The following is a 21,176-nucleotide window of genomic DNA, read 5'->3' as shown; positions in this document are numbered from 1 at the left end:
TCGGGACACTTATTTCGCGGTAGGGTCCGCGTCGGGAACTTCGTTCGGCGGGCTTCGTGCTCGATGATGGACCTGCAAGACGCGTCAAGAGGAGAGGCATGTCGGATCCCGGCAGTCTGCGCGAGCAGGCGCTCCGCCTGCTCGCCAGTGGCCAGGCCGCCTCCCGGGCGGATCTGGTGGAGACCCTGCAGGTCGCGCCCTCGACCGTGTCCAGTGTGGTGCGCCGCCTCCTGGAGGAGGGCGTCATCCTGGAGGAGGGCGTGGGCGCCTCGACGGGGGGCCGCCGGCGCAGGATCCTGCGCCCGCGCGAGGCCGGCGGCCTCTACGCGGTGGCCGAGCTCGGCGCCCGCCACGCCCGCGCCGGCCTGTGTTCGCCCTCCGGCGACCTGACCGTCACCGAGGAGTGGGCCATCGACATAGGAGCCGGCCCCGGCCCGATCTTCGACGAGGTGGGCGCGGTCTTCGACCGGATCAGGGCCGCGCACGCGCCCGGCCAGCGGCTGCTGGGCGTCGGCATGGCGCTGCCCGGCCCGGTGCAGTTCCCGCAGGGCCGCATCATCGGCCCGGCCCGCATGCCCGGCTGGAGCGGCTACGACGCCGAGAGCGACCTGCGCGGACGGTTCGGCGTGGACGTCGTCGTCGACAACGACGCCAAGGCCGCCGCCGTCGGCGAGCACGCCGTCCGCGGCGACGCCGGCGACATGATCTACGTCAAGGCCGGCACCGGCATCGGCGGCAGCCTCGTCTCCGGCGGCCAGGTGTACCGCGGCGGGCGCAGCCTCAGCGGCGACGTCACCCACGTGCGCGTGGCCGACAGCGGCGAGCAGGAGTGCTCCTGCGGCAGCCGCGGCTGCCTGGAGACCGTCGCCAGCGGCGCGGCGCTGGTGCGCGACCTGGCCCGGCGCGGCCTGCCGGTCACCAGCACCGGCGACGTCATCGCCGCCACCCTCGACGCCGACCCGGCCGCGGTCACGCTCGTGCGCCACGCGGGCCGGCTGCTCGGCGTGGCGCTGTCGGGGCTGGTCAACTTCCTCAACCCCGACAGCGTGGTCATCGGCGGGTCGCTGTCCAGCCTGGACGTCTACGTCGCCGCAGCCAAGGGCACGCTGTACGAGCGGTGCCTGCCGTCGATCACCCAGTCCCTGTCCATCGAGGCCAGCCTCGCCGGCCCGGACGCCGCGCTGATCGGGCTCGGCCGCCTGGTGCGCGCCTCGGCCGGGTAGCCGTCCGCTGTCCCCGTCACCGCCCGCCCCGTCACCGCCCGCCCCGTCCCCTCGCCTGCCCCGTCCCCTGAGGAGTCCAGTCACCGTGCCCCTGCGCATCGCCATCGGCGGCATCCACATCGAGTCCAGCACCTTCTCCCCGCACCGCAGCGGCACCGCCGACTTCGAGGTCACCCGCGGCCAGGCGCTGCTGGACCGCTACGCCTGGCGGGACGAGCCGTGGGCGCGCGAGGTGGAGTGGGTGCCGCTGGTGCACGCCCGCGCCCTGCCCGGCGGCGCCGTCGAGCCCGAGGCGTACGACGCCTGGCGGGCCGAGATCGTCGAGGGCCTGTCCGCGGGCCGCTTCGACGGGATGCTGCTGGACTTCCACGGCGCGATGAGCGTGGCCGGCCGCCAGGACGCCGAGGGCGACCTCATCACCGCCATCCGCGGGGCGCTCGGCCCCGAGCCGCTCGTGTCGGCGGCCATGGACCTGCACGGCAACGTCTCCCCCACCCTGTTCGCCGGCTGCGACCTGCTGACCTGCTACCGCACCGCCCCGCACGTGGACGTGTGGGAGACCCGCGAGCGCGCCGCCCGCAACCTCGTGGCGGCCCTGCGTCGCGGCGGCCGCCCGCACAAGGCGCTGGTGCACGTGCCGATCCTGCTGCCCGGCGAGATGACCAGCACCCGCGTCGAGCCCGCCAGGAGCCTGTACGGCCGCATCCCCGAGATCGAGGCCCGCCCCGGCGTGATCGACGCCGCCGTCTGGATCGGCTTCGCCTGGGCCGACGAGCCGCGCTGCACGGGCGCCGTCGTGGCCACCGGCACAGACCGGGAGGCCACCGAGGAGGCCGCCCGCGAGCTGGCGCGCGCCTTCTGGCGGGCGCGCGAGGAGTTCGCCTTCGTCGCCCCGACCGGGTCGATGGACGAGTGCCTGGAGGTGGCGCTCAAGGACGCCGCCCGGCCGTACTTCATCAGCGACTCCGGCGACAACCCCGGGGCCGGGGGCGCCGACGACGTCACCTACGCCGTGGAGCGCATGCTGGCCCGGCCGGAGATCCGCGACGGCTCCGTCCGCGCCGTCTTCGCGTCGCTGTACGACCCGCGGGCCGTCGCCGAGATCGCCGATCTGCCGGTCGGCTCGCCGGTCGCCGTCCGCGCCGGTGGCCGCGTCGACACCCGCCCGCCGGGGCCGCTGCTGCTGGAGGGCACGCTGGAGGCCGTCGCCGACGACCCCGACGGCGGGCGCGTGGCCTCGGTCCGGGTCGGCGGGCTCAGCGTCTTCCTCACCTCGCGCCGCATGCAGTACCGGCTGCTGGAGTCCTACCGCCGCCTCGGCGTCGACGTGGCCGGCGTGGACGTGGTCACCGTGAAGATCGGCTACCTGGAGCCGGAGCTGTTCGAGGCCGCCGCCGGCTGGATGCTCGCCCTCACCCCGGGCGGCGTCGACCAGGACCTGGTCCGCCTGCCGTACGCCAACCTCGCCAGGCCCATCTTCCCGCTGGACCGCGACTTCGCCCCCGAAGGTCTCTAGCGGCCGCCGGAGCCTCAGACGATGCCGCCGTTGGCGCGGAGGACCTGGCCGTTGACCCAGTGGCCGGGCCCGGCCAGGAACGCGACGACGTCGGCGATGTCGGCCGGGGTGCCGAGGCGTTCCAGCGGCGGCTGCGCGGCCAGGGCCGAGACCGTCTCCTCGTCCTTGCCCTCGAAGAACAGGTCGGTCGCGGTCGGGCCGGGCGCGACGGTGTTGACGCTGATGTCGCGCCCGCGCAGCTCCCTGGCCAGGACGAGGGTGAGCGCCTCGACCGCGCCCTTGGTCGCGCTGTAGGCGGCGTACCCGGGGAAGGCCAGGCCGACGACCGAGCTGGAGAACAGGATGATCGCGCCGCCGTCCCGCATCCGTCGTACCGCCTGCTGGGCGACCACGAACGTGCCGCGGACGTTCGTGCGGTACAGGGCGTCCAGGACGGAGAGGTCCAGCTCGGCGACCGGAGCCAGGCCCATCTTGCCGGCGGCGTGGACGACGATGTCGGTGCCGCCGAACGACGACTGTGCCGCGTCGAACAGCCCGGCCGCGGCGCGCTCGTCGGCCACGTCGGCCCGGACCGCGACGGCCCGGCCGCCCGCCCCGGTGATCTCCCGGACGGCGGCCTCGGCCTCGGCCCGGTCGCCCGCGTAGCCGACGACGACGGCGACGCCGTCGCGGGCCAGGCGGCGGGCGGTGGCGCGGCCGATGCCGCGGGAGCCGCCGGTCACCACGGCGACCCGTGAGGACTCATCGGTAGGCACATGCGCTCCTGTGGGATGAACGGGCCCTCCCCCGCGGGGACCCCTCCCCGGGTTCGTACCACCGGGAGCGCCAGGTCACCCCCGCCTCGCCGCTCGTCCGGGAGGCCCGGCTCAGCGCCCGGGGCCCGGCTCAGCGCCCGGGGCCTGACTCAGCGCTGGGCGGCCTGGCACAGCGCCCGGGGCACGGCTGGCTCAGCGCCCGGGGGCCCGGCTCAGCGCTCGGCGGCCAGCCGGACGCCGAGGCCGATGAACAGGCCGCCCGTGGCGACGTCGATCCGGCGGCGGGCGGCGCGGCGGGCGCGCAGCCAGCCGCCGATGCGGCCCGCGAGCACGCCGACCGTCCCGTCCACCAGGAACTCCAGCGCGATGAGGACGACGCCCAGGATCGCGAACTGCAGCCACACGCTCCCCAGGGCCGGGTTCACGAACTGCGGCAGGAACGCGATCGTGAAGGTGACCATCTTGGGGTTGAGCAGGTTCGTCACCAGCCCGCGCAGGAACGCCTGGCGGCCGGTCATCCCCGCGCCGCCGGCCCGCTCGTCGAGCACGACCTCGCCGCGCTTACGGATCATCTGGACGCCGAGATAGACCAGGTAGGCGGCGCCCACGACGCGGACGACGGCGAACGCCGCGGGGGCGGCCTCGAACAGCGCGGCCAGTCCCGCGGCGGCCACGGCGACATGGATGGCCTCGCTCGTCGCCACGCCGGCGGTGGCCAGCAGCCCGGCGCGGGCGCCGCCGCGCATCCCGCAGCCGAGGACGAACAGCATGTCAGGGCCCGGGGCGACCATGGCCACGAGGGAGGTGAGGGTGAAGGCCAGGAGGAGGTGCGCATCGATGGGCATACCAAAAGCCTGACATATAACCACGAACAGGAGCAGCTCGTGTCCGGGCCGCACGGCAGGGCTCCCTAGGATCGCCTCATGGAAGCGACGATCACGTACCTGGAGATGACGTCTCCCGACCAGCTCGTGCCCGGTCGCGAGGTGACCGGTCTCACCCTGGAGCGGGTGGAGCGCACCTGCCGCGACGTGCCCGCCGTCCAGGCCCGGATCGGCGCCCCGTACGGCTGGCGGGCGGCCCGGCGGTCCGCCGAGGAGTGGGAGCGGAAGCTGGCGCGCGACCCGTTCGACTACTACCTGATCCGGAACGGCGGCGAGATCGCCGGCTTGCTGGCCGTGCATCCGCAGGACGACGGCGACGTCGAGATCGAGACGTTCGGGCTGGTCCCCGAGTTCGTCGGCAAGGGGCTCGGCGGGCACGCGCTGACGCTCTGCGTGCGGCAGGCGTGGGCGACCACGCCGCGCGACGGCGGCCCGGCCCGCCGCGTCTGGCTGCACACCTCCAGCGACGACAACCCCGCCGCCCTGCCGAACTACCGGGCCCGCGGCTTCCGCCCGTACCGCACGGAGATCCAAGGGGCCTGACCGGGCGCCCGGACCGGCCACCTGGGCGGCCAGGGCGCCCGGGTGACCGGGCGGGTGACCGATTGACCGGGTGACCGAGCGGGTGACCGGTTGACCGGGTGACCGAGCGGGTGACCGGTTGACCGGGTGACATGACCAGATGGGTGACCGGGCGCCCGGGTGACATGACCGGACGGGTGACCGGGCTGGTGACTGGGTGACCGAGTGGCTGGCCCGGCCACCCGGGCGCGTTCCAGGCGCGCCGACGCTCCCCCGACACGCTCAGCGAGGCGCGCTCAGCGGGGCGCGCTCGCGGCGTCGAGGCGCCGGCCGATGGCGGTCCGGGCCCGCTCGTAGGCGCTCGGGTCGTCGTGCAGCAGGGAGACGGCGTTGGCGGTCTCCATGAACGCGATGAGCTCGAAGGCGAGCTGGCCGGGATCCGTGTCGCCGTCGAGCTCGCCGAGCTGGCGGGCGTCGTCGACCGCACGCGCCACGAAACGGTTCCACTCCAGGCCGGCCGCGGCGACCGCGTCGCGGACCCGGCCGGGGCGGGCGTCGAACTCCGCGGTGACGGCGAAGAAGAAGCAGCCGCCCGGGAAGACCCGCCGCTCCGAGTAGCTCAGCCAGGTCTCGCACAGCCGGCGCACCCTGCCCACGCCCGGCGGCACCGTCAGGGCGGGCTGGATGACCTCCGCGACGTACACGTCCTGGGCCAGGCGGATCGTGGCGAGCTGCAGCTCCTCCTTGGAACCGAAGTAGCCGAACAGGCCGCTCTTGCTCACGCCGAGGTCCGCGGCCAGCCGGCCGATCGACAGCCCCTCCAGGCCGTCCTGCGAGGCGATGTCCGCCGCCCGGCGCAGGATCGTCCCGCGCGCTCGTTCGTCCCGCGGCCTTCCCGGCATCTCCACCCCTCCGAGTACGAACGTTCGGTTCAGGATAGCCGCTTGACGTCGCTCCTGGCGCGCTCCTATTGTCAGCACGAACGTTCGTACTTAGAAGGGTGGACGATGACCGACCCCACGACCGCGGACCTGCGCGACCTGCACCGGCGCGCGCTGGAGCTGGCCGGGCGAGCCGTCGCCCAGGTCACCTCCGCGGACCTCGACCGGCCCACGCCGTGCGCGGAGTGGACGCTGGGCGAGCTGCTGCGGCACATGGTGAGCGAGAACCGCGGCTTCGCCGGCGCCGCCGCGGACCCGCCGGCGCGTCCGCCCGTCTGGGACGACGACGACCTCGGGGACGACCCGTTCGGCGCCTACCAGGACTCCGCCACCGCCGTCGTGAAGGCGTTCTCCGTGCCCGGCTTCCCCGACCGCCAGGTGGAGGTCCGCGAGTTCGGCGTCTTCCCCGGGCGCGCAGCCATCGGCATGCACCTGATCGACAACCTCGTGCACGGGTGGGACGTCGCCGTGAGCATCGACGTGTCCTACCGGCCCGACCCCGAGCTGGTCGCCGCCGGGCTGGCGGTGGCCGCGCGGGTGCCGGACACTCCCGCGAGCCGGGGGCCGGGCGCCGCGTTCGACGCCCGCGTCCCGGTGCCCGGCGACGCGCCGGACTTCCAGCGGCTGCTCGGCCTGCTGGGCCGCTCCCCGTCGTGGGCGGCGCCGTGCTGAGGAGCCGCTGGACGCCCGGCGAGGCGGCCGGCGTCACCGGCACGGTGCTGGTCAGCGTCACCGACTTCCGGGCCGACCGGCTGCTCGACCTGCCCGGCGTCTACCGGGCCGGGCTCGCGCTGCGCCGGTCCTGGCCGGAGCTGCCCGGCGCGGTCGGCATGTGGCTCTGGACGGAGCCGCTGAGCGGCCGGTGCGGATCGGTGTCGATCTGGCGGGACGAGCTCGCCCTGCGCCGGTTCGTCGCATGGCCGGACCACGTCGCCATCGTGCGGCGCTACCGCGGGCGGGGCCGGCTCAGGTCCACCACCTGGACGACCGCCCAGCCCGACCCCGGCCTCTGGGACCGCGCCCGGGCCTACCTGTCCGAAGCGGCCGGGACCCCGTGACCGGCGAGCACGAGGTCCTGGATTCCGCGACCGGCGGGCACGAGGTGCTGCACGTCCTCGCCGACCGGGTCCGCCGCGGCAGCCGTCCCGGCGAGCGGCGGGACGGCCATCGGGTGGCGCTGGCCGTCGAGGGCGGCGGCATGCGCGGCACGATCTCCGCCGGCATGGCCCTGGCCCTGCACGAGAGCGGGGTGATGCACGCCTTCGACGCGGTCTACGGGGCGTCGGCGGGCGCCATCACCGGGGCCTGGCTGCTCAGCGGGACTCCCGAGCGCCTCACCGGCTGGGCCGACCCCGGCTACGCCCGGGCGATGATCCGCCCCGCCAACCTCCTGCGCGGCCGGCCCGTGGTCGACGTGCGCAACCTGGTCGAGCACCTGTACCGCGAGGTGGCCCGGATGGACTTCGACGCCGTCCTCGCCCATCCCGTCGAGTACCACCCGCTGGCCACCGACGTCCGCACCGGGCGGTCCACCGATCTGCGCCCGTATGTGACCGGTCCCGCCGAGCTACGGCTGGCGCTGCGGGCCAGTGCCGCGCTGCCGTTCCTGGCCGGGCCGCCGGTCGAGCTGGCCGGGCGGCGTTACTACGACGCCGGCCTCGCCGAGTCGATCCCGTACCGCACCGCTCTGGCGCAGGGCGCGAGCCACGTCCTGGTCCTGCGGTCACGCCCCGCCCCCGTCCCGGGCGCGGTCGGGACGGGGGCACCCGGGACGGGCGCGGGCCAGACGGGTGTGCCCGGGGCCGCTGTGGAGGATGTGGCTGGGACGGGTGTGGCCGGGATCGCGGTGGCCGGCGCGGGGGCGCGGCCGTCGTACGGCGCCCGGCTGGTCGCCGCGACCGTCCTGCGGAGGTACCCCGAGGCGCTGCACCGGAGCTACCTCGCGCGCGCCCACCGCCTGCTGCACGACGACGCGGTGCTCACGCGCTACGACCGGTCGATCCCGCAACCGTCCCGGCAGCCCGCCGAGGGGCGGGCCCCGGCGGATCCGGCGGTCCTGTCCGTGCGCCCCGGCCCCGGCACCCCGCGCGTCGGCCGCCTCACCCGCGACGGCGAGCCGCTCAGGGCCGCTTTCGAAGCCGGGCGCGCGGCGGTCGAGCGGCTGTTACGCCCGCTCGGCCGGCTCACCGCCGGTTGAGGCTCCCCCCGTCACCCCCCTGGAGGTCACACCATGGTCAAGTCGCTGCTGTACACCGGTCCGGCGCTCGACGACCTGCACGAGCAGTACGCCAAGAAGGGCCGCATCGACGAGCGGGCGGCGGTGCGGGCCCGCTGCGACGTCGCGATCGACGCGCCGGTCGGGACGGTCTGGGACGTGCTGGCCACCCCGGCCGCCTGGTCTCGCATCGACCCGGCGATCCGCGACGTGCGGCTGAGCGGCGCGCTCGCGCCGGACACGTCCTTCTCCTGGGTGAATGGCAAGGCCACGATCCGGTCCAGGTTCGCGGTGGTGCGCCGGGAGGAGGAGCTCACGTGGACGGGCGTGAGCTTCGGGGCCCGGGCCGTCCACCGGCACGTGCTGCGGCCCCGGGCCGGCGGCGGCACGGAGCTGGAGGTGAGCGAGTCCATGGCCGGGCCGCTGCTCGGCCTGTTCTTCGGCGCGGCCCGGCTGCGGGCGGCGCTGGCGTCCTGGACGGACGGCATCAGGCGAGCCGCGGAGGCCGTCCGGCACCCCTGAACGTCTCCCGGCTCACCCCTCTCGGGTGAGCCCCAGCCGGCGGCCGGCGGCGGCGAACGCCGACGCGATCCGGTCGAGGTGGGCCTCGGTGTGGGCGGCGGTGACGCTGACCCGGACGAGCGCCTGGCCGGGCGGCACTCCGGGCGGGACCATCGCGGTGGCGAAGACGCCCTCGTCGAACAGCTCCCGCCACAGCCGGAAGCACAGCAGGTCGTCGCCGACCGGCACGGCCATGACCGGCCGGTCGGCGGGGACGACCGCGTACCCCGTCGCGGCCAGGTCCCCGCTCAGCCGGAGCGCCGCCACCCGCAGGCGGTCGCGGCGCTCGGGCTCCGCGGCGACGATGCCCAGGGCGGCCAGCGCGGCGGCGGCGCACCCCGGGGACAGCGCCGCCGTGAACACCATGGACCGCGCGTAGTGCCGCAGGTAGGCGATGATCTCCTCGGGCCCGGCCACCGCGCCCCCGACGGTGCCCAGCGCCTTGGAGAAGGTCAGGGTCTGCACGTCCACCGCGTCCTCCACCCCGTGGTGCTCGGCCGCGCCCCGCCCGGCCGCGCCGAGCACGCCCACGTCGTGGGCGCTGTCCAGGACGACCCGGGCGCCGTGGAGGCGGGCGAGCCGCGCGATGCCCGGCAGGTCGCACACGCTGCCGGAGGTGGAGAACATGCCCTCGGTGACGATCAGCCGCCCGGCGCCGGGTTCGCCGGCGTCGAGCAGCCGTTCCAGGTGCTCCATGTCGTGGTGCCGGTAGCGGCGTAACCGCGCCCCGCCCAGGCGCACGGCGTCGATCAGGCAGGCGTGGATCAGCCGGTCGCCGATCACGGTGTCCTCGGGCCCGACGAGCGCCCCGAGGGCGAGGTTGGCCAGGTAGCCGGCGCTGGTCACCATGACCGCCGCCCGCCCGAGGAAGGCCGCGAGCCGGGCTTCGAGCTCCTCGTGCAGGGCGAGCGAGCCGTTGCCCAGGCGCGAGCCGCCCCCTCCCGCGCCCAGCCGGCGCGTCGCCCCGGCCGCCGCCTCCGTCACGCGTTCGTCGCCCGACAGGCCCAGGTAGTCGTTGGAGCCGGCCTGGACGAGCACCCGGCCGTCGATCACGACCTCGGCCCCGCCGGGCCGTTCCTCGATCGCCCGGTAATAGGGATAGACGCCGAGGTCTTTCACGAACTGGTACGTCGCGGGCAGCCGGCATTTGGCGAACACATCGGCCATGGATTCTCGCCCTCCGCTTCGATCCCGGGTACGGCATTCGCGAAGAAGTCTGCTTGATCGGCCGCGTTCACGCGGGATTCGTCAACGCGTCCAGGAAGGTGCCCAGCCTGGCCGTCTCCCGGTCCGGCCGGAGGAGGGCGAAGATGCTGCGGCTGGTGTTCAGCCAGGGGACGTCGGCGACGACGACACCCCTCAGGTCGGCCGGCAGCGCCAGTTCGGGGATGAGCGCCGCGCCCAGGCCGGCCGCCACCATGGCGAGCGTGGCGTCGAAGTCGTCGGAGTGGCCGACGACGCGCGGGTGCAGGTCCCAGCGCGCGAAGAGCCCTTCGAAGAAGGAGGCGTCGCTGCTGGCGGGATGGTGCACCACCCACGGCAGGTCCACGAGTTGCTCGGCGCGGTAGGGGGCGAGGTCGGGCCACGAGGCGGGCAGGACGACCTTGAACGGGTCCTCGGCGATCCAGCGCTGCTCCACCGACGAGGGCCACGACAGTCCGGCGTCGCCCACCCGGTAGACGATCGCGGCGTCCATCTCGCCGCCCGCGCCGAGGTGCGGGATGAGCTGCGACGGCTCTCCCACGGACAGCCGGAAGCACGCCCGGTCGTCGGGGGGCATCCGCCGCAGGACCCCGGCGACACGGTGCTGGACGAAGCTGGAGAACGCGCCCAGGCGCAGTTGCCGGCGGGTGTCGAGGTGCGCCTCCCGTACGGCGGCCACCAGGCGGTCGATGTCGCCCAGGACGGTGGAGGCGTGTCTGGCCATCACCTCCGCCGCGCCGGTGGGCAGGACGCTGTGGGCGGACCGGATGAACAGCCGCACCCCGACCTCCCGCTCCAGCGCGGACATCTGCTGCGACACGGCCGAGGGGGTGTAGCCGAGCCGGTTGGCGGCGGCGGCGAAGGAGCCGCGGCTGATCACCTCACGCAGCGTCCGCAGATGCTCCGGTTTCACCATCAGCGATCCTTATCCTCAGCAGCGCTGACTGTCTTCTTTGTGGTCTTTCGCACCTTAATAGGCCACTTCTACAGTGTGGGGACCTTCTCACCAAACCCCGAGGTCCCATGACGATCCGTGTCTTTCGTAATGCCGTCCTTCATTCCGGTGACGGCGGGAAACCGCCCGCCCAGGCGATCGCCGTGGACGGGGAGACCGTCCTGGCGGTGGGCGGCGAGTCCGAGGTCCGGGCGGCGGCGGGACGCTCGGCCGACCTCGTGGACCTCGACGGCGCGGCCGTCATCCCCGGCCTGTACGACGCCCACATCCACACGGCCAACTACGCGCGGGGACTGAGCGAGGTGGACCTGCGCGGCGCCAGGTCGCTGGAGGAGGCCCTGGCCCGCGTCTCCGGCCACGCCTCCCGGCTGGAGCCCGGCGCGTGGCTGTCCGGCGGACGCTGGAACAGCAACGTCTGGGAGCGCCCCGCGCAGCCCGACCGGTACGCCCTCGACTCCGTCTGCCCCGACCGGCCCGCGGCCCTGGCCAGCATCGACGGCCACACCACCTGGGCCAACTCCCTGGCCCTGCGCATGATGGGCATCGACCGCGCCACACCCGACCCGCCCGGCGGCCAGATCGTCAGGGACGCGGACGGCGAGCCGACCGGGATCCTGCGCGAGTCCGCCGCCTACCCGCTGCGCGACCTCCTGCCCGCCGCCGACCTGACCGCCATGCTCCGCGTGGCCCAGGAGGAGCTGCTGGCCCTCGGCCTGACCAGCGTGCACGACATCGACGGCGAGGACTGCCGGGCGGCCTACCTGGAGCTGCGCGCGGCCGGCGCGCTCAAGCTGCGCGTGCACAAGGCGATCCCGCGCGACCACCTGGAGGCGGCCATCGCCGAGGGCCGGCGCACCGGCCAGGGGGACGACTGGTTCCGCACCGGCCCGGTGAAGCTGTTCAGCGACGGGGCGCTGGGCTCGCACACGTGCCACATGAGCGAGCCGTTCGCCGGCACCCCCGGCAACGCCGGCATCGCGGTGACCCCGTACGCGGAGCTCGTGCGGCTCATCGGCATGGCGAGCGCGGCCGGCGTCGCGGTGGCCACGCACGCCATCGGCGACCAGGCCAACCACCTGGTGCTCGACGCCTACGAGGCCGCCGGCGGGCAGGCCGGTCTGCGGCACCGCATCGAGCACGCCCAGCATCTCCGGCCGGCCGACGTCAAGCGGATGGCCGCGCTCGGCGTCGTCGCCTCGATGCAGCCCGTCCACTGCACCAGCGACCTCGACCTCGTCGCGTCCCTGCTCGGCGAGCGCGACCTCGCCTCCTACGCCTGGCGCGCCATGCTCGACGCGGGCGTCCCGCTGGCCTTCGGCTCCGACGCGCCCGTCGAGCACCCGAACCCCCTGGCCGCGCTGCACGCCGCCGTGACCCGGACCCGGCCCGGCGGCAGGCCGCCCGGCGGCTGGCAGCCGGAGCAGCGGCTCACCTTCGGCGAGGCGTTGCGCGCGCACACCTTCGGCTCGGCCTACGCGGCCGGCGAGGAGAGGCGCAAGGGCGTCCTGGCCGAAGGCATGCTCGCGGACTTCGTCGCCCTCGACATCGACCCCTTCACCGAACCCCCCGACGCGCTGCTGCGCGCGCGAGTCCTGACCACCGTGGTCGGCGGCGAGATCCGCTGGACGCGCGGCTGAGGAGAACCATGAACCTGCGAAGCATCACCCTCGGCGCCCTGCTGCTGGCCGCCACCGCCTGCGGCGCCCAGTCGCTCGACGACGGGGCCGCCAAGGCCGGACCGGACGGGCGGCGGACGCCGGGCGGCACCACCGTGACCCTCGACCAGGCGCCCGCCGACGACAAGGCCGCCGCGATCGTCAACGCCGTCACCCCGGACCAGGCACTCGCCGCCAAGGTCCCGGACGCGGTGCGGGCGGAGGGCCTCAAGGTCACGACGTCCGTCGGCTACCCGCCGATGGAGCTGTTCGCCTCCGACGGCAAGACGCCGATCGGCCTGGACCCCGCCCTGGCCCGCGCCATCGCCAGGAAGCTCGGCGTCAAGGTGACGATCAGCGACGAGGACTTCAACGCCCAGATCCCCGGCGTCATCACCGGCCGCTACGACATGATCATGTCGTCGATGTCGGACACGCCGGAGCGGCAGGCCAAGGTCACGTTCGTCGACTACGTCCGCGCCGGCGCCGGCATGATCCTCAAGGCGGGCAACCCGGCGGGCGTCAAGGGACCGGCCGACCTGTGCGGCAGGACGGTCTCCGTGGTCGACAACGGGTCGTCCCTGGAGCTGGCCGAGACGTACGACAAGGACTGCGGGAAGGCCGGCAAGTCCGGCGTCACCATCCTCAAGTTCCCCGGCGACCAGGAGGCGCTGCTCCAGGTCAGGAACGGGCGCGCCCAGGCCAACATCACCGACTACGTCGTGGCGGCGTACAAGGCCGCCGACCCCGGGCAGAAGGTCGAGGCGCTGGCCGTCGACGGCACCGAGAGCCCCTGGGGCATCGGCATGAACCCGAAGGACGAGCAGCTCGTCGAGTGCGTCAGGGGCGCCCTCGACGCGCTCATCGCGAGCGGCGAGTACGGCGGCATCCTCAAGGCGTGGTCCCTGGAGAAGCTCGCGGTGCCGTCGGCCGTGGTCAACGGCGGGAAGTAGCCGACGTGCGCACGGAACCCATCATCACCCCGGACGGCAGGCCGATCCCGGTCGCGCGGCCGCGCCACTGGGGCCGCCTGCTGGCGGGCGCCGGCGCGGCCCTCGTCTTCGGCTGGCTGGTGCTGCTCGTCGTCACCAACCCGAACCTCGACTGGAGCGCCGTCGGCCGGTATCTGTTCGACGGGCAGATCCTGGCGGGCATCCTCGTCACGCTGGAGATCTCGGTGCTGGCCACCGCCATCGGCCTCACCCTGGGAGTGCTGCTCGCGGTGATGCGGCTGGCGCACAACCCGGTGCTGCGGTGGCTGGCGACGCTCTACATCTGGTTCTTCCGCGGCACGCCGCTGCTGGTCCAGCTCATCTTCTGGTACAACCTGGCGTTCCTCTTCCCGGTGCTGGTGCTGAGGGTGCCGTTCACCTCGGTCGGGCTGAAGTGGGACACCAACGAGCTGATGACGGGGTTCACCGCGGCCATGCTCGGCCTCGGGCTGAACCTCGCCGCCTACTTCGCCGAGACGGTGCGGGCCGGGATCCAGGCGGTGGACCGCGGGCAGACGGAGGCGGCGTACGCCCTCGGCATGACCCCGGCCAGGCGGATGCGCGTGATCGTGCTGCCCCAGGCGCTGCGCATCATCATCCCGCCGACCGGCAACGAGTTCATCTCGATGCTGAAGACGACGTCCCTGGTGTACGTGGTGGCCGGGCACGACCTCATGACCAACGCCAGCCAGATCTACAAGTCCAACAACCTGATCATGGAGCTGCTCATCGTGGCCAGCCTGTGGTACATGCTGATGACCGCGGTCGCCACCTTCCTGCAGGGCAGGCTGGAACGCCGGTTCGGCTCCGACGCGGTACGGCTGGTCCGCAGGAACCTGGCCGGCCGGGTGTTCCTGCCCAAGGTGGCCGCGTGAGCGCGGTCGTCGCCGCCTCCGGCGTCCGGATGAGCTACGGCGACACCCAGGTGCTCAACGGGGTCGACTTCACCGTGCGGCAGGGCGAGGTGAGCTGCGTCATCGGCCCGTCGGGCTCGGGCAAGTCCACCTTCCTGCGCTGCGTCAACGGGCTCGAACCCGTGCTCGGCGGGAGCCTTCGGGTCCTCGGCGAGGAGGTGGGCCACACGCTGGGCGCCGGCCGGTACCACCGGTGGACGCCGAAGCGGTTCGCCGCCTTCCGCCGCGACATCGGGATGGTGTTCCAGCGGTTCAACCTGTTCGCCCATCAGACGGCGCTGGAGAACGTCGCCTGCGCGCCGATCCACGTGGCCGGCCGGCCGCCGGCGGAGGCGCGGGAGCTCGCCCTGCGCCACCTCGAACAGGTCGGGCTGGCCGCGCACGCGCACAAGCGGCCCCACCAGCTCTCCGGCGGCCAGCAGCAGCGGGTGGCCATCGCGCGGGCGCTGGCGATGGAGCCGGCGCTCATGCTGTTCGACGAGCCGACCTCGGCGCTCGATCCCGAGCTGGTGGACGAGGTGCTGGACGTCATGAAGGCGCTGGCGCGCGGCGGGATGACCATGATCGTGGTGACGCACGAGATCGGGTTCGCCCGCGAGGTCGGTGACACGCTGACGTTCTTCGCCGACGGAGTCGTCGTGGAGAGCGGGCGGCCGGAGGCCGTTCTGGCCGATCCCGCGCATGAACGGACCCGGGCGTTCCTGGCGAGCGTGCTGTAGGCGCCGCGGCGGGAGCGGGCCGCGTCGTGTCTCGTGGATGCCCTGGCGGGAGGCCGCCGCGTCCTGCTTCCTGGACGCACCGGGAGGGCGCGGCGGCGGGCAGAATCGGGGCGTGCGGATCGGGATGCTGGGGCCCTTGGAGGTCAGGTCGGACGACGGGGCCCTCGTCGAGCTGGGCGGGGCGCGCCTGCGGGCGGCGCTGACCGTCCTGGCGCTCGACGCCGGGCGGGTGGTGCCCGTGACGCGGCTGGTGGACGGGGTGTGGGGCGACCGCCCGCCCGCGGGCGCGCTCAACGCGGCGCAGGCGCTGGTGTCGCGGCTACGCCGGGCGCTGCCGCCGGTGCCCGCTCCGATCGAGTACCGTCCCGCCGGGTACCGCCTGAACGCCGGGCCGGACGACGTGGACGTCCTGCGGTTCGAGCGCCTGACCTCTGCCGGGCGGGCGGCGATGGCCGCGGACCCGGTGGGCGGGGCGCGGCTCCTGCGGGAGGCCCTGGCCCTGTGGCGGGGGCCGGCGCTGGCGGACGTGGCGGGCGCGGACTTCTTCACCGCGCCGATCGCCCGGCTGTCGGAGCTGCGACTGTCGGTGCTGGAGGACCGGCTGGAGGCGGACCTGCGCGCGCTGGGATCCGGTGCGGCGTGGAGGGAGCCCGGATCCGGGGCGGCTGCCGGGGCCGCGCTGGTCGTCGAGCTGACGGCGCTCGTGGCCGAGCACCCGCTGCGTGAACGCCCGGCGGGGACGCTGATGCGCGCCCTGTGCGCGACCGGGCGACGGGCGGAGGCGCTCGCTGTTCACGAGCAGGTACGGCGCGCCCTCGCCGAGGCCCTGGGCGCCGACCCGTCACCTGAGCTGTCAGCCCTGCACACCGCGATCCTGCGCGGCGACGATCTCGGCCACGCCGCCGTCCCCCGGGGTGGGCGCGTCTCCGCGCGCCGGGTAGAGGAAGACGCGACCGGGGGCAGGCACGGCGACTCCCGAGAAGCGGACAGCCTCAGGGACGGCGGCGCCGGAGGAGGTGGACAGGCGGCCAGCGGCAGAGCCGGGGACGGCGGCGGTTCGGTCCCGGGCGACGCGGCCCGGACGAATCTGCGCGCGCCGCTGACCGGCCTCATCGGGCGGGAGAACGACCTGACGCGGGTCGGCGAGCTGCTCGGCGAGCACCGGCTGACCACGCTGGTCGGACCCGGCGGTTCCGGCAAGACGCGGCTGGCCGGGGAGGCGGCGCGCGCGTTCCTCGGCCGGAGCCCGGGCGGCGTGTGGCTGGTGGAGCTGGCGCCGGTGCGCGAGGAGGCCGAGGTCGGGCGGGCGGTGCTGGCGGCCCTGCGCATCGGGGAACAGGCCTGGGCCGGACCCGCGCCCGAAGCCGATCCGGCCGACCGGCTCGCGGCGGCGCTGCGCACCCGCCACCTGCTGCTGGTCCTGGACAACTGCGAGCACCTCGCCGACGCCGTCGCCGTGCTCGTGGACCGGCTGCTCGGCGAGTGTCCGGACCTGCGGATCCTGGCCACGAGCCGCGAACCCCTGGGCCTGACCGGCGAGGCCCTGTGGCCGGTGGAGCCCCTCCCCCTCCCGCCGGAGGGCGCGGGGGCGGCCGAGGCGGCGGCGTACCCGGCGGTGCGGCTGCTGAGCGAGCGGGCGCGGGCGGCGAACCCCGGGTTCGAGGTGAACGACCGTACGGCTGCGGCCGTGGTGCGCATCTGCCGGGCCCTGGACGGCATGCCGCTGGCCATCGAGCTGGCGGCGGCCCGGCTGCGCGCCATGACCCCGGAACGGCTGGCCGAGCGGCTGGGCGACCGGTTCGGGCTGCTCACCGGGGGCAGCCGGGTGGCGCTGCCCCGGCACCGTACTCTGCGCGCGGTCGTCGACTGGAGCTGGGAGCTGCTGTCGGAGGAGGAGCGGACGCTGCTGCGGCGGCTGGCCGTCTTCTCCGGCGGCGCCACCCCGGAGGCGGCCGAGCACGTCTGCGCGGACGCGCCCGTGGGGCCCGCCTGCCCGGATGCCCCGGGCGGGGGTGAGGGCGTGCTCGGGTCGCTGCTCGGGCTGGCCGACAAGTCGCTGCTGGTGGTCTCCGACGACGAGGGGCCCCGGTTCGGGATGCTGGAGACGATCCGGGAGTACGCCCTGGAGCGGCTGCGCGAGGCGGGCGAGGTGGAGCGGGTGCGCCGTGCGCACGCGGACTGGTTCGCGGCGCTCGCCGAGACCGCCGACCCGGAGCTGCGCCGCGCCGGCCAGGCGGTGTGGCTGCGCCGGCTGGCCCGGGAGCGCGCGAACGTGGACTCCGCCGTGCGCGACGCCCTCGCGGCGGGCGACTCCGGGGTCGCGGTGCGGCTGGTGGCGGCGATGGGCTGGTGCTGGTTCCTCGACTGGGCGCTCGGCGGGTACAAGGCGGAGGGTGCGCGACTGGCGGCCGATGTGCTGACCATGCCGGGAGTGCTGGCCACGCCGGGGGTAGTGGCCATGCCGGGGGCGCTGGCGGTGCCTGGGGCGCCGGGGAGTGCGGGCGGGGACGAGCGGGTGCGGGCGGCGGCGTTCGCGGTCGCCGCGCTGTTCGAGCTCAACGGGCACGGCGACGAGCGGCGGGCCCGGGAGTGGATTCGCGCCGCGGAGGAGATCGCCGCGCGGACCTGGTGCCCGCACCCGCTTGCCCGGCTCATCGGCCCGCTCAGCCGCGTGATCGACGCCTCCCCCGGCGCGGACGGCGAGCGTGGTCCGAGCGGCACCGACGCCGGGCATGGAGCGGGCGGCCTCGCAGCGTCGCGGGACGACGTGATCGCTCCGTTGCTCGCCGACGAGGACCCCTGGGTGCGGGCGATGGCGCGGATGAACCAGGCCCTCACCTGGATCGAGACCGGCCGCCACCACGGCCGGGCGGAGACCGTCCTGGAGGAGGCCCTGGCCGGGTTCCGGGACATCGGCGAGCGGTGGGGCGTCTCCTCCACGCTCACCGCGCTGGGCGGGCTGGCCGCCTGGCGGGGCGACCTCGCGGCGGCGGCCGGTCGTCACGAGGAGGCCATCGCCGTCGTCACCGAGGTGGTGCCGGGCGAGGCCGCGTGGCAGTTGCGGCTCAGGCTGGCCCAGTACCGCTGGCTGGGCGGTGACCGGGACGGCTGCGCGGCGGCCATGGACGAGGCGGAGCGGGACACCGAGCGGATGGGGCTGCCCGCGGGCCGGGTGGCGGTCGCCTACGCCCGGGCGGAGCTGGCCCGGTGGGCCGGGGATCCCGGCGCGGCCCGGGCGCACCTCGCCCGGGCCGAGGAGCTGGCCCGGGGCATGCCGCTGAACTGGGGGTTCCGGGCGATGGTGCTCGACACGCTGGGATACCTCGACGCGCTGGCCGGGGATCTGGAGGCGGCCAGGGCCCATCGCGCCGCGGCGCTGCCCTGGGCGACGCGTTCCATGAGCGCTCCGGCGGTCGGGCTGCTGCTCGTGGGCATCGCGGACCTCGCGCTGCGGCGCGGCCGGCCGCGTGAGGCGGCGCTGCTGCTCGCGGCCGGCAGCGCCGTTCGGGGCACGCCGGACCTCTCGCAGCCCGATGCGGCGCGGGTGGAGGCGGCCGCGCGGGGACTGCTCGGCGAGGAGGAGTACGACGCGGCCGCGGGGCGCGGCCGGGACGCGACGCTCGCGACGGTGGACGAGCTCGTCGCGCCCACCCTGAGCCCTTGACGCGGGCGAGACCCGGCGGGTGGTCAGGTCACATGCCCGGCGGTACCGGGGTGAGGCGGTAGTCCTCTGGCGGTTCCATTCCCAGCAGGTGCCGTACCAGGAAGTCCCAGGTGCGGCGGTTGACGTAGTGCTCGTACCCCGCGAACACGTGCTCCGCCCCCGGCACGATCAGCAGGTCGAAGTCCTTGCCCGCGGCGATGAGCCGCTCGGCCAGCCGCAGCGTCAGGTGCGGCGAGACCTGCGTGTCCCGGCCGCCGTGGACGAGCAGCAGCCGTCCGCGGAGCCGGTCGGCGCGCTCCACGTTGGACGCGGCGGCGTACCTCTCCTCGTCGTACGGCCCGTGGTACGCCTCCACCGTGCCCGGGTCCCCGTACCGGAGGTCGTGCAGGCCCGCCTCGGCCACCCCCACCGTGAAGACGTCCGGATGGTCGAGCATGGCCCGGACGGCGGCCTGGCCGCCGGCGGAGATGCCGAACACGCCCACCCGCCCGAGGTCCATCCACGGCCGGGTCGCGCCGAGCTGGTCGAGCGCGGCGACGTGGTCGGCCAGCCCTCCGTCGTCGAGCCACCCGTACGACGCGTCGTGGAACTCCTTGTCGCGCCCCGGCGTCCCGCGCCCGTCCAGGGCCACGACGACGAACCCGAGCGCCGCCACCGCCTCGGCGTCGTAGCCGTGCCAGCCGGGGTCGAACGACGGGCTCACCCGGGTCACGGCCGGGAACGGGTACACGTGGTCGAGCACCGGGTAGCGGCGGCCGGGGTCGAACCCGTGCGGCCGGTACAGCACCCCGTACACGTCGGTCCGCCCGTCGGCCGCCTTGACGCGGAACCGCTCGGGCGCGCTCCAGCCGGTCGCGGCGAGACCCGAGACGTCGGCGCGCCCCAACTCCATGATCATCTGCCCGTCCGGCCCCAGGAGGCTGGTCACCGGCGGGGTGCCGGTGGTGGAGGCGGTGTCGACGACGTACCCGCCGCGGGGCGGCACGACGGCCGCGTGGTCGAGGTCGTCCCGGGTGATCCGCTCCACGCCGCCGCCGTCGAGCCCGGCCCGGCACACCTGGCGGCGGTACGGGTCGCCGGGGACGAGCCCGGAGGCGGTGAAGGTGACGACCCGGCGGTCCTCGTCCACGTGCAGGATCTCCTGGACCGCCCACTCCCCCGACGTCACCTGACGCGGCGGCTCGCCGGTGCGCGTGTCGTACAGGTACAGGTGGCCCCAGCCGTCGCGCTGCGAGTACCACAGCACCTCCGGCGGACGCCCGGACAGGACGCGCACCAGCGGCGGCCGGTCGAGCCGCTGCGCCGGCTCGACCCGGGTCTCCCCCGTCTCCTCCACCAGGGTCGTCACCTCGCCCGTGGCCGGGTCGAGCCGGCGCAGCCGCAGGGTGCGCGTGTCACGCGAACGGCTCAGGTAGTGGACGGCCGAGCCGTCCTCCGCCCACCACGCCCACCTCAGCAGGACGGGCGAGAACGTCGGCATCGCCTCCGGCTCCGCCCGCGCCGTCACGACGGCGCCCGTGGTCACGTCCAGCACCACCAGCTCGGCCATCGGCAGCCGCTCGTCCCCGGGGTACGGCTGGCGCAGCGTCACCGGGCGCGGCGCGCCGCCGTCCGCCGGCAGCGCTTCGACCAGATGGGTGAGCCGTACGCCCTCCTGGAGGGTGCGGTGCGTGAGCACCCGGGAGGAGTCGGGCGACCAGGCGGCGGCGGGCGGCGCGTGCGGGAGTCCCAGACGCTGCAGGAGCGGGGAGTACATGAAGAAGTCGGGGCTCGCGCCGTAGTCGTGGTCGGCGTCGCCGCCGGTGGTCAGCGGACGCTCGGCGCCGTCCTCCAGGGAGCGCAGCCAGAGGTCGTGGCCGCGGCGGAACACCGCGAGCCGCCCGTCGGGCGAGCGCACCTCCAGCGGGTCGGCGGGACGAGGGCCGGTGACGCGCTCGCACGCCGAGCCGTAGGCCGCGCACCGCCAGTGGGCGCCGAAGGCGGCGAACTCGGCCGCCTCCACCGTCCCGCCCGCGCCGGTGACCAGGTGGACGTCGGCGAACGGCAGGGTGCGGGCGTCCACCGGCTGCCCGGACGCCCGCGCGAGCGCCGCCGCCACCTTCTCGTGGTCGAACGCGGGCTCCCGCGTCGCGGCGGCCGGATCGACGAGGACGAAGCTGCGGCCGTCGGGGGTGTCGGCCGCGTACCAGAAGCGGGCGCCGTCCTCGATCCAGTGCGGCGTGATCTCGCCCCCTCGGACGAGGCGGCGGCGGTTGTGGCGGAGCAGCTGCTCGGCGGTCCGGTACGCGGAGGCGTCGAGGCGGGGCGTGGTCATATGGGCGGGGTTCCTCTCCTGCGGGATCCGGCCGCGGGAGTCCGTCGGGACCCGTCGCGCCGAAGGACGCCCCACGGGATCGCGGGGTCGTCCTGAGACTCGCGGAGAGCGATGACAGAGGCTTGAGCGATCGCTGACAGATC

18 protein-coding genes are annotated in these 21,176 nt (G+C 75.1%); 12 read left to right on the top strand and 6 right to left on the bottom strand.

What is annotated here, in order from left to right:
• Window positions 1-98: 98 nt before the first annotated feature.
• Window positions 99-1,223, top strand: coding sequence for an ROK family transcriptional regulator (locus tag HD595_RS36055; RefSeq protein ID WP_253777040.1), 1,125 nt, complete (start codon window positions 99-101; stop codon window positions 1,221-1,223).
• Window positions 1,224-1,308: 85 nt separating this feature from the next.
• A complete protein-coding gene (locus tag HD595_RS36050) occupies window positions 1,309-2,739 on the top strand; it encodes a M81 family metallopeptidase (RefSeq protein WP_253777038.1) in 1,431 nt (476 codons plus the stop codon).
• Window positions 2,740-2,753: 14 nt separating this feature from the next.
• Here the strand turns inward: HD595_RS36050 and HD595_RS36045 are convergent, their stop codons facing one another.
• Both HD595_RS36045 and HD595_RS36040 read right to left on the bottom strand, forming a co-directional pair.
• Complete coding sequence (locus HD595_RS36045) at window positions 2,754-3,494, bottom strand: SDR family oxidoreductase (protein ID WP_253777035.1); 741 nt, start codon at window positions 3,492-3,494, stop codon at window positions 2,754-2,756.
• A 212-nt stretch (window positions 3,495-3,706) separates the two neighbouring features.
• Window positions 3,707-4,339, bottom strand: coding sequence for a LysE family translocator (locus HD595_RS36040; RefSeq protein ID WP_253777034.1), 633 nt, complete (start codon window positions 4,337-4,339; stop codon window positions 3,707-3,709).
• A gap of 78 nt (window positions 4,340-4,417) precedes the next feature.
• On the opposite strand from HD595_RS36040, the gene HD595_RS36035 reads away from it, so the two are divergent.
• Window positions 4,418-4,921: a GNAT family N-acetyltransferase gene (locus tag HD595_RS36035; RefSeq protein ID WP_253777032.1), complete on the top strand. Its 504-nt coding sequence runs from the start codon at window positions 4,418-4,420 to the stop codon at window positions 4,919-4,921.
• 275 nt (window positions 4,922-5,196) lie between these two features.
• Here the strand turns inward: HD595_RS36035 and HD595_RS36030 are convergent, their stop codons facing one another.
• Window positions 5,197-5,802: a TetR/AcrR family transcriptional regulator gene (locus HD595_RS36030; protein WP_253777030.1), complete on the bottom strand. Its 606-nt coding sequence runs from the start codon at window positions 5,800-5,802 to the stop codon at window positions 5,197-5,199.
• A gap of 105 nt (window positions 5,803-5,907) precedes the next feature.
• On the opposite strand from HD595_RS36030, the gene HD595_RS36025 reads away from it, so the two are divergent.
• From HD595_RS36025 to HD595_RS36010, 4 genes are read left to right on the top strand one after another with little or no spacing between them, the layout of a single operon-like run.
• Window positions 5,908-6,513, top strand: a complete 606-nt coding sequence (locus HD595_RS36025; protein ID WP_253777028.1) for a TIGR03086 family metal-binding protein — start codon at window positions 5,908-5,910, stop codon at window positions 6,511-6,513.
• The gene (locus HD595_RS36020) at window positions 6,507-6,899 is read left to right on the top strand and encodes a hypothetical protein (RefSeq protein WP_253777026.1); all 393 of its coding nucleotides are present in this window, start codon (window positions 6,507-6,509) and stop codon (window positions 6,897-6,899) included. The genes HD595_RS36025 and HD595_RS36020 overlap by 7 nt, the downstream gene beginning before the upstream one ends.
• Window positions 6,896-8,038, top strand: coding sequence for a patatin-like phospholipase family protein (locus HD595_RS46310; protein WP_308211302.1), 1,143 nt, complete (start codon window positions 6,896-6,898; stop codon window positions 8,036-8,038). The genes HD595_RS36020 and HD595_RS46310 overlap by 4 nt, the downstream gene beginning before the upstream one ends.
• Before the next feature lie 33 nt (window positions 8,039-8,071).
• Complete coding sequence (locus HD595_RS36010; RefSeq protein ID WP_253777023.1) at window positions 8,072-8,578, top strand: SRPBCC family protein; 507 nt, start codon at window positions 8,072-8,074, stop codon at window positions 8,576-8,578.
• Window positions 8,579-8,590: 12 nt separating this feature from the next.
• Here the strand turns inward: HD595_RS36010 and HD595_RS36005 are convergent, their stop codons facing one another.
• Window positions 8,591-9,784: an aminotransferase class I/II-fold pyridoxal phosphate-dependent enzyme gene (locus HD595_RS36005; RefSeq protein WP_253777021.1), complete on the bottom strand. Its 1,194-nt coding sequence runs from the start codon at window positions 9,782-9,784 to the stop codon at window positions 8,591-8,593.
• 67 nt (window positions 9,785-9,851) lie between these two features.
• Window positions 9,852-10,736, bottom strand: a complete 885-nt coding sequence (locus HD595_RS36000) for a LysR family transcriptional regulator (RefSeq protein ID WP_253777019.1) — start codon at window positions 10,734-10,736, stop codon at window positions 9,852-9,854.
• A 182-nt stretch (window positions 10,737-10,918) separates the two neighbouring features.
• Here HD595_RS36000 and HD595_RS35995 point away from each other — a divergent pair, with 182 nt between their 5' ends.
• The 5 genes from HD595_RS35995 (at window position 10,919) to HD595_RS35975 (ending at window position 18,719) form a co-directional block, all read left to right on the top strand.
• Complete coding sequence (locus HD595_RS35995; protein ID WP_253777017.1) at window positions 10,919-12,412, top strand: amidohydrolase; 1,494 nt, start codon at window positions 10,919-10,921, stop codon at window positions 12,410-12,412.
• Between the two features lie 8 nt (window positions 12,413-12,420).
• Complete coding sequence (locus tag HD595_RS35990) at window positions 12,421-13,383, top strand: ABC transporter substrate-binding protein (protein ID WP_253777015.1); 963 nt, start codon at window positions 12,421-12,423, stop codon at window positions 13,381-13,383.
• Window positions 13,384-13,388: 5 nt separating this feature from the next.
• The gene (locus HD595_RS35985) at window positions 13,389-14,297 is read left to right on the top strand and encodes an amino acid ABC transporter permease (RefSeq protein WP_253777013.1); all 909 of its coding nucleotides are present in this window, start codon (window positions 13,389-13,391) and stop codon (window positions 14,295-14,297) included.
• A 29-nt stretch (window positions 14,298-14,326) separates the two neighbouring features.
• Complete coding sequence (locus HD595_RS35980; RefSeq protein ID WP_253781424.1) at window positions 14,327-15,055, top strand: amino acid ABC transporter ATP-binding protein; 729 nt, start codon at window positions 14,327-14,329, stop codon at window positions 15,053-15,055.
• A 112-nt stretch (window positions 15,056-15,167) separates the two neighbouring features.
• Window positions 15,168-18,719, top strand: a complete 3,552-nt coding sequence (locus HD595_RS35975; protein WP_253777011.1) for an AfsR/SARP family transcriptional regulator — start codon at window positions 15,168-15,170, stop codon at window positions 18,717-18,719.
• 28 nt (window positions 18,720-18,747) lie between these two features.
• Here HD595_RS35975 and HD595_RS35970 read toward each other — a convergent pair whose 3' ends face one another.
• Complete coding sequence (locus HD595_RS35970) at window positions 18,748-21,033, bottom strand: S9 family peptidase (protein ID WP_253777008.1); 2,286 nt, start codon at window positions 21,031-21,033, stop codon at window positions 18,748-18,750.
• Between the last annotated feature and the right edge of the window lie 143 nt (window positions 21,034-21,176).

This window comes from Nonomuraea roseoviolacea subsp. carminata, from assembly GCF_024172185.1.
Lineage (GTDB): Bacteria > Actinomycetota > Actinomycetes > Streptosporangiales > Streptosporangiaceae > Nonomuraea > Nonomuraea roseoviolacea.
Note: the sequence above shows the minus strand (reverse complement) of the source record. Positions and strands in the feature narration are given on the sequence as shown.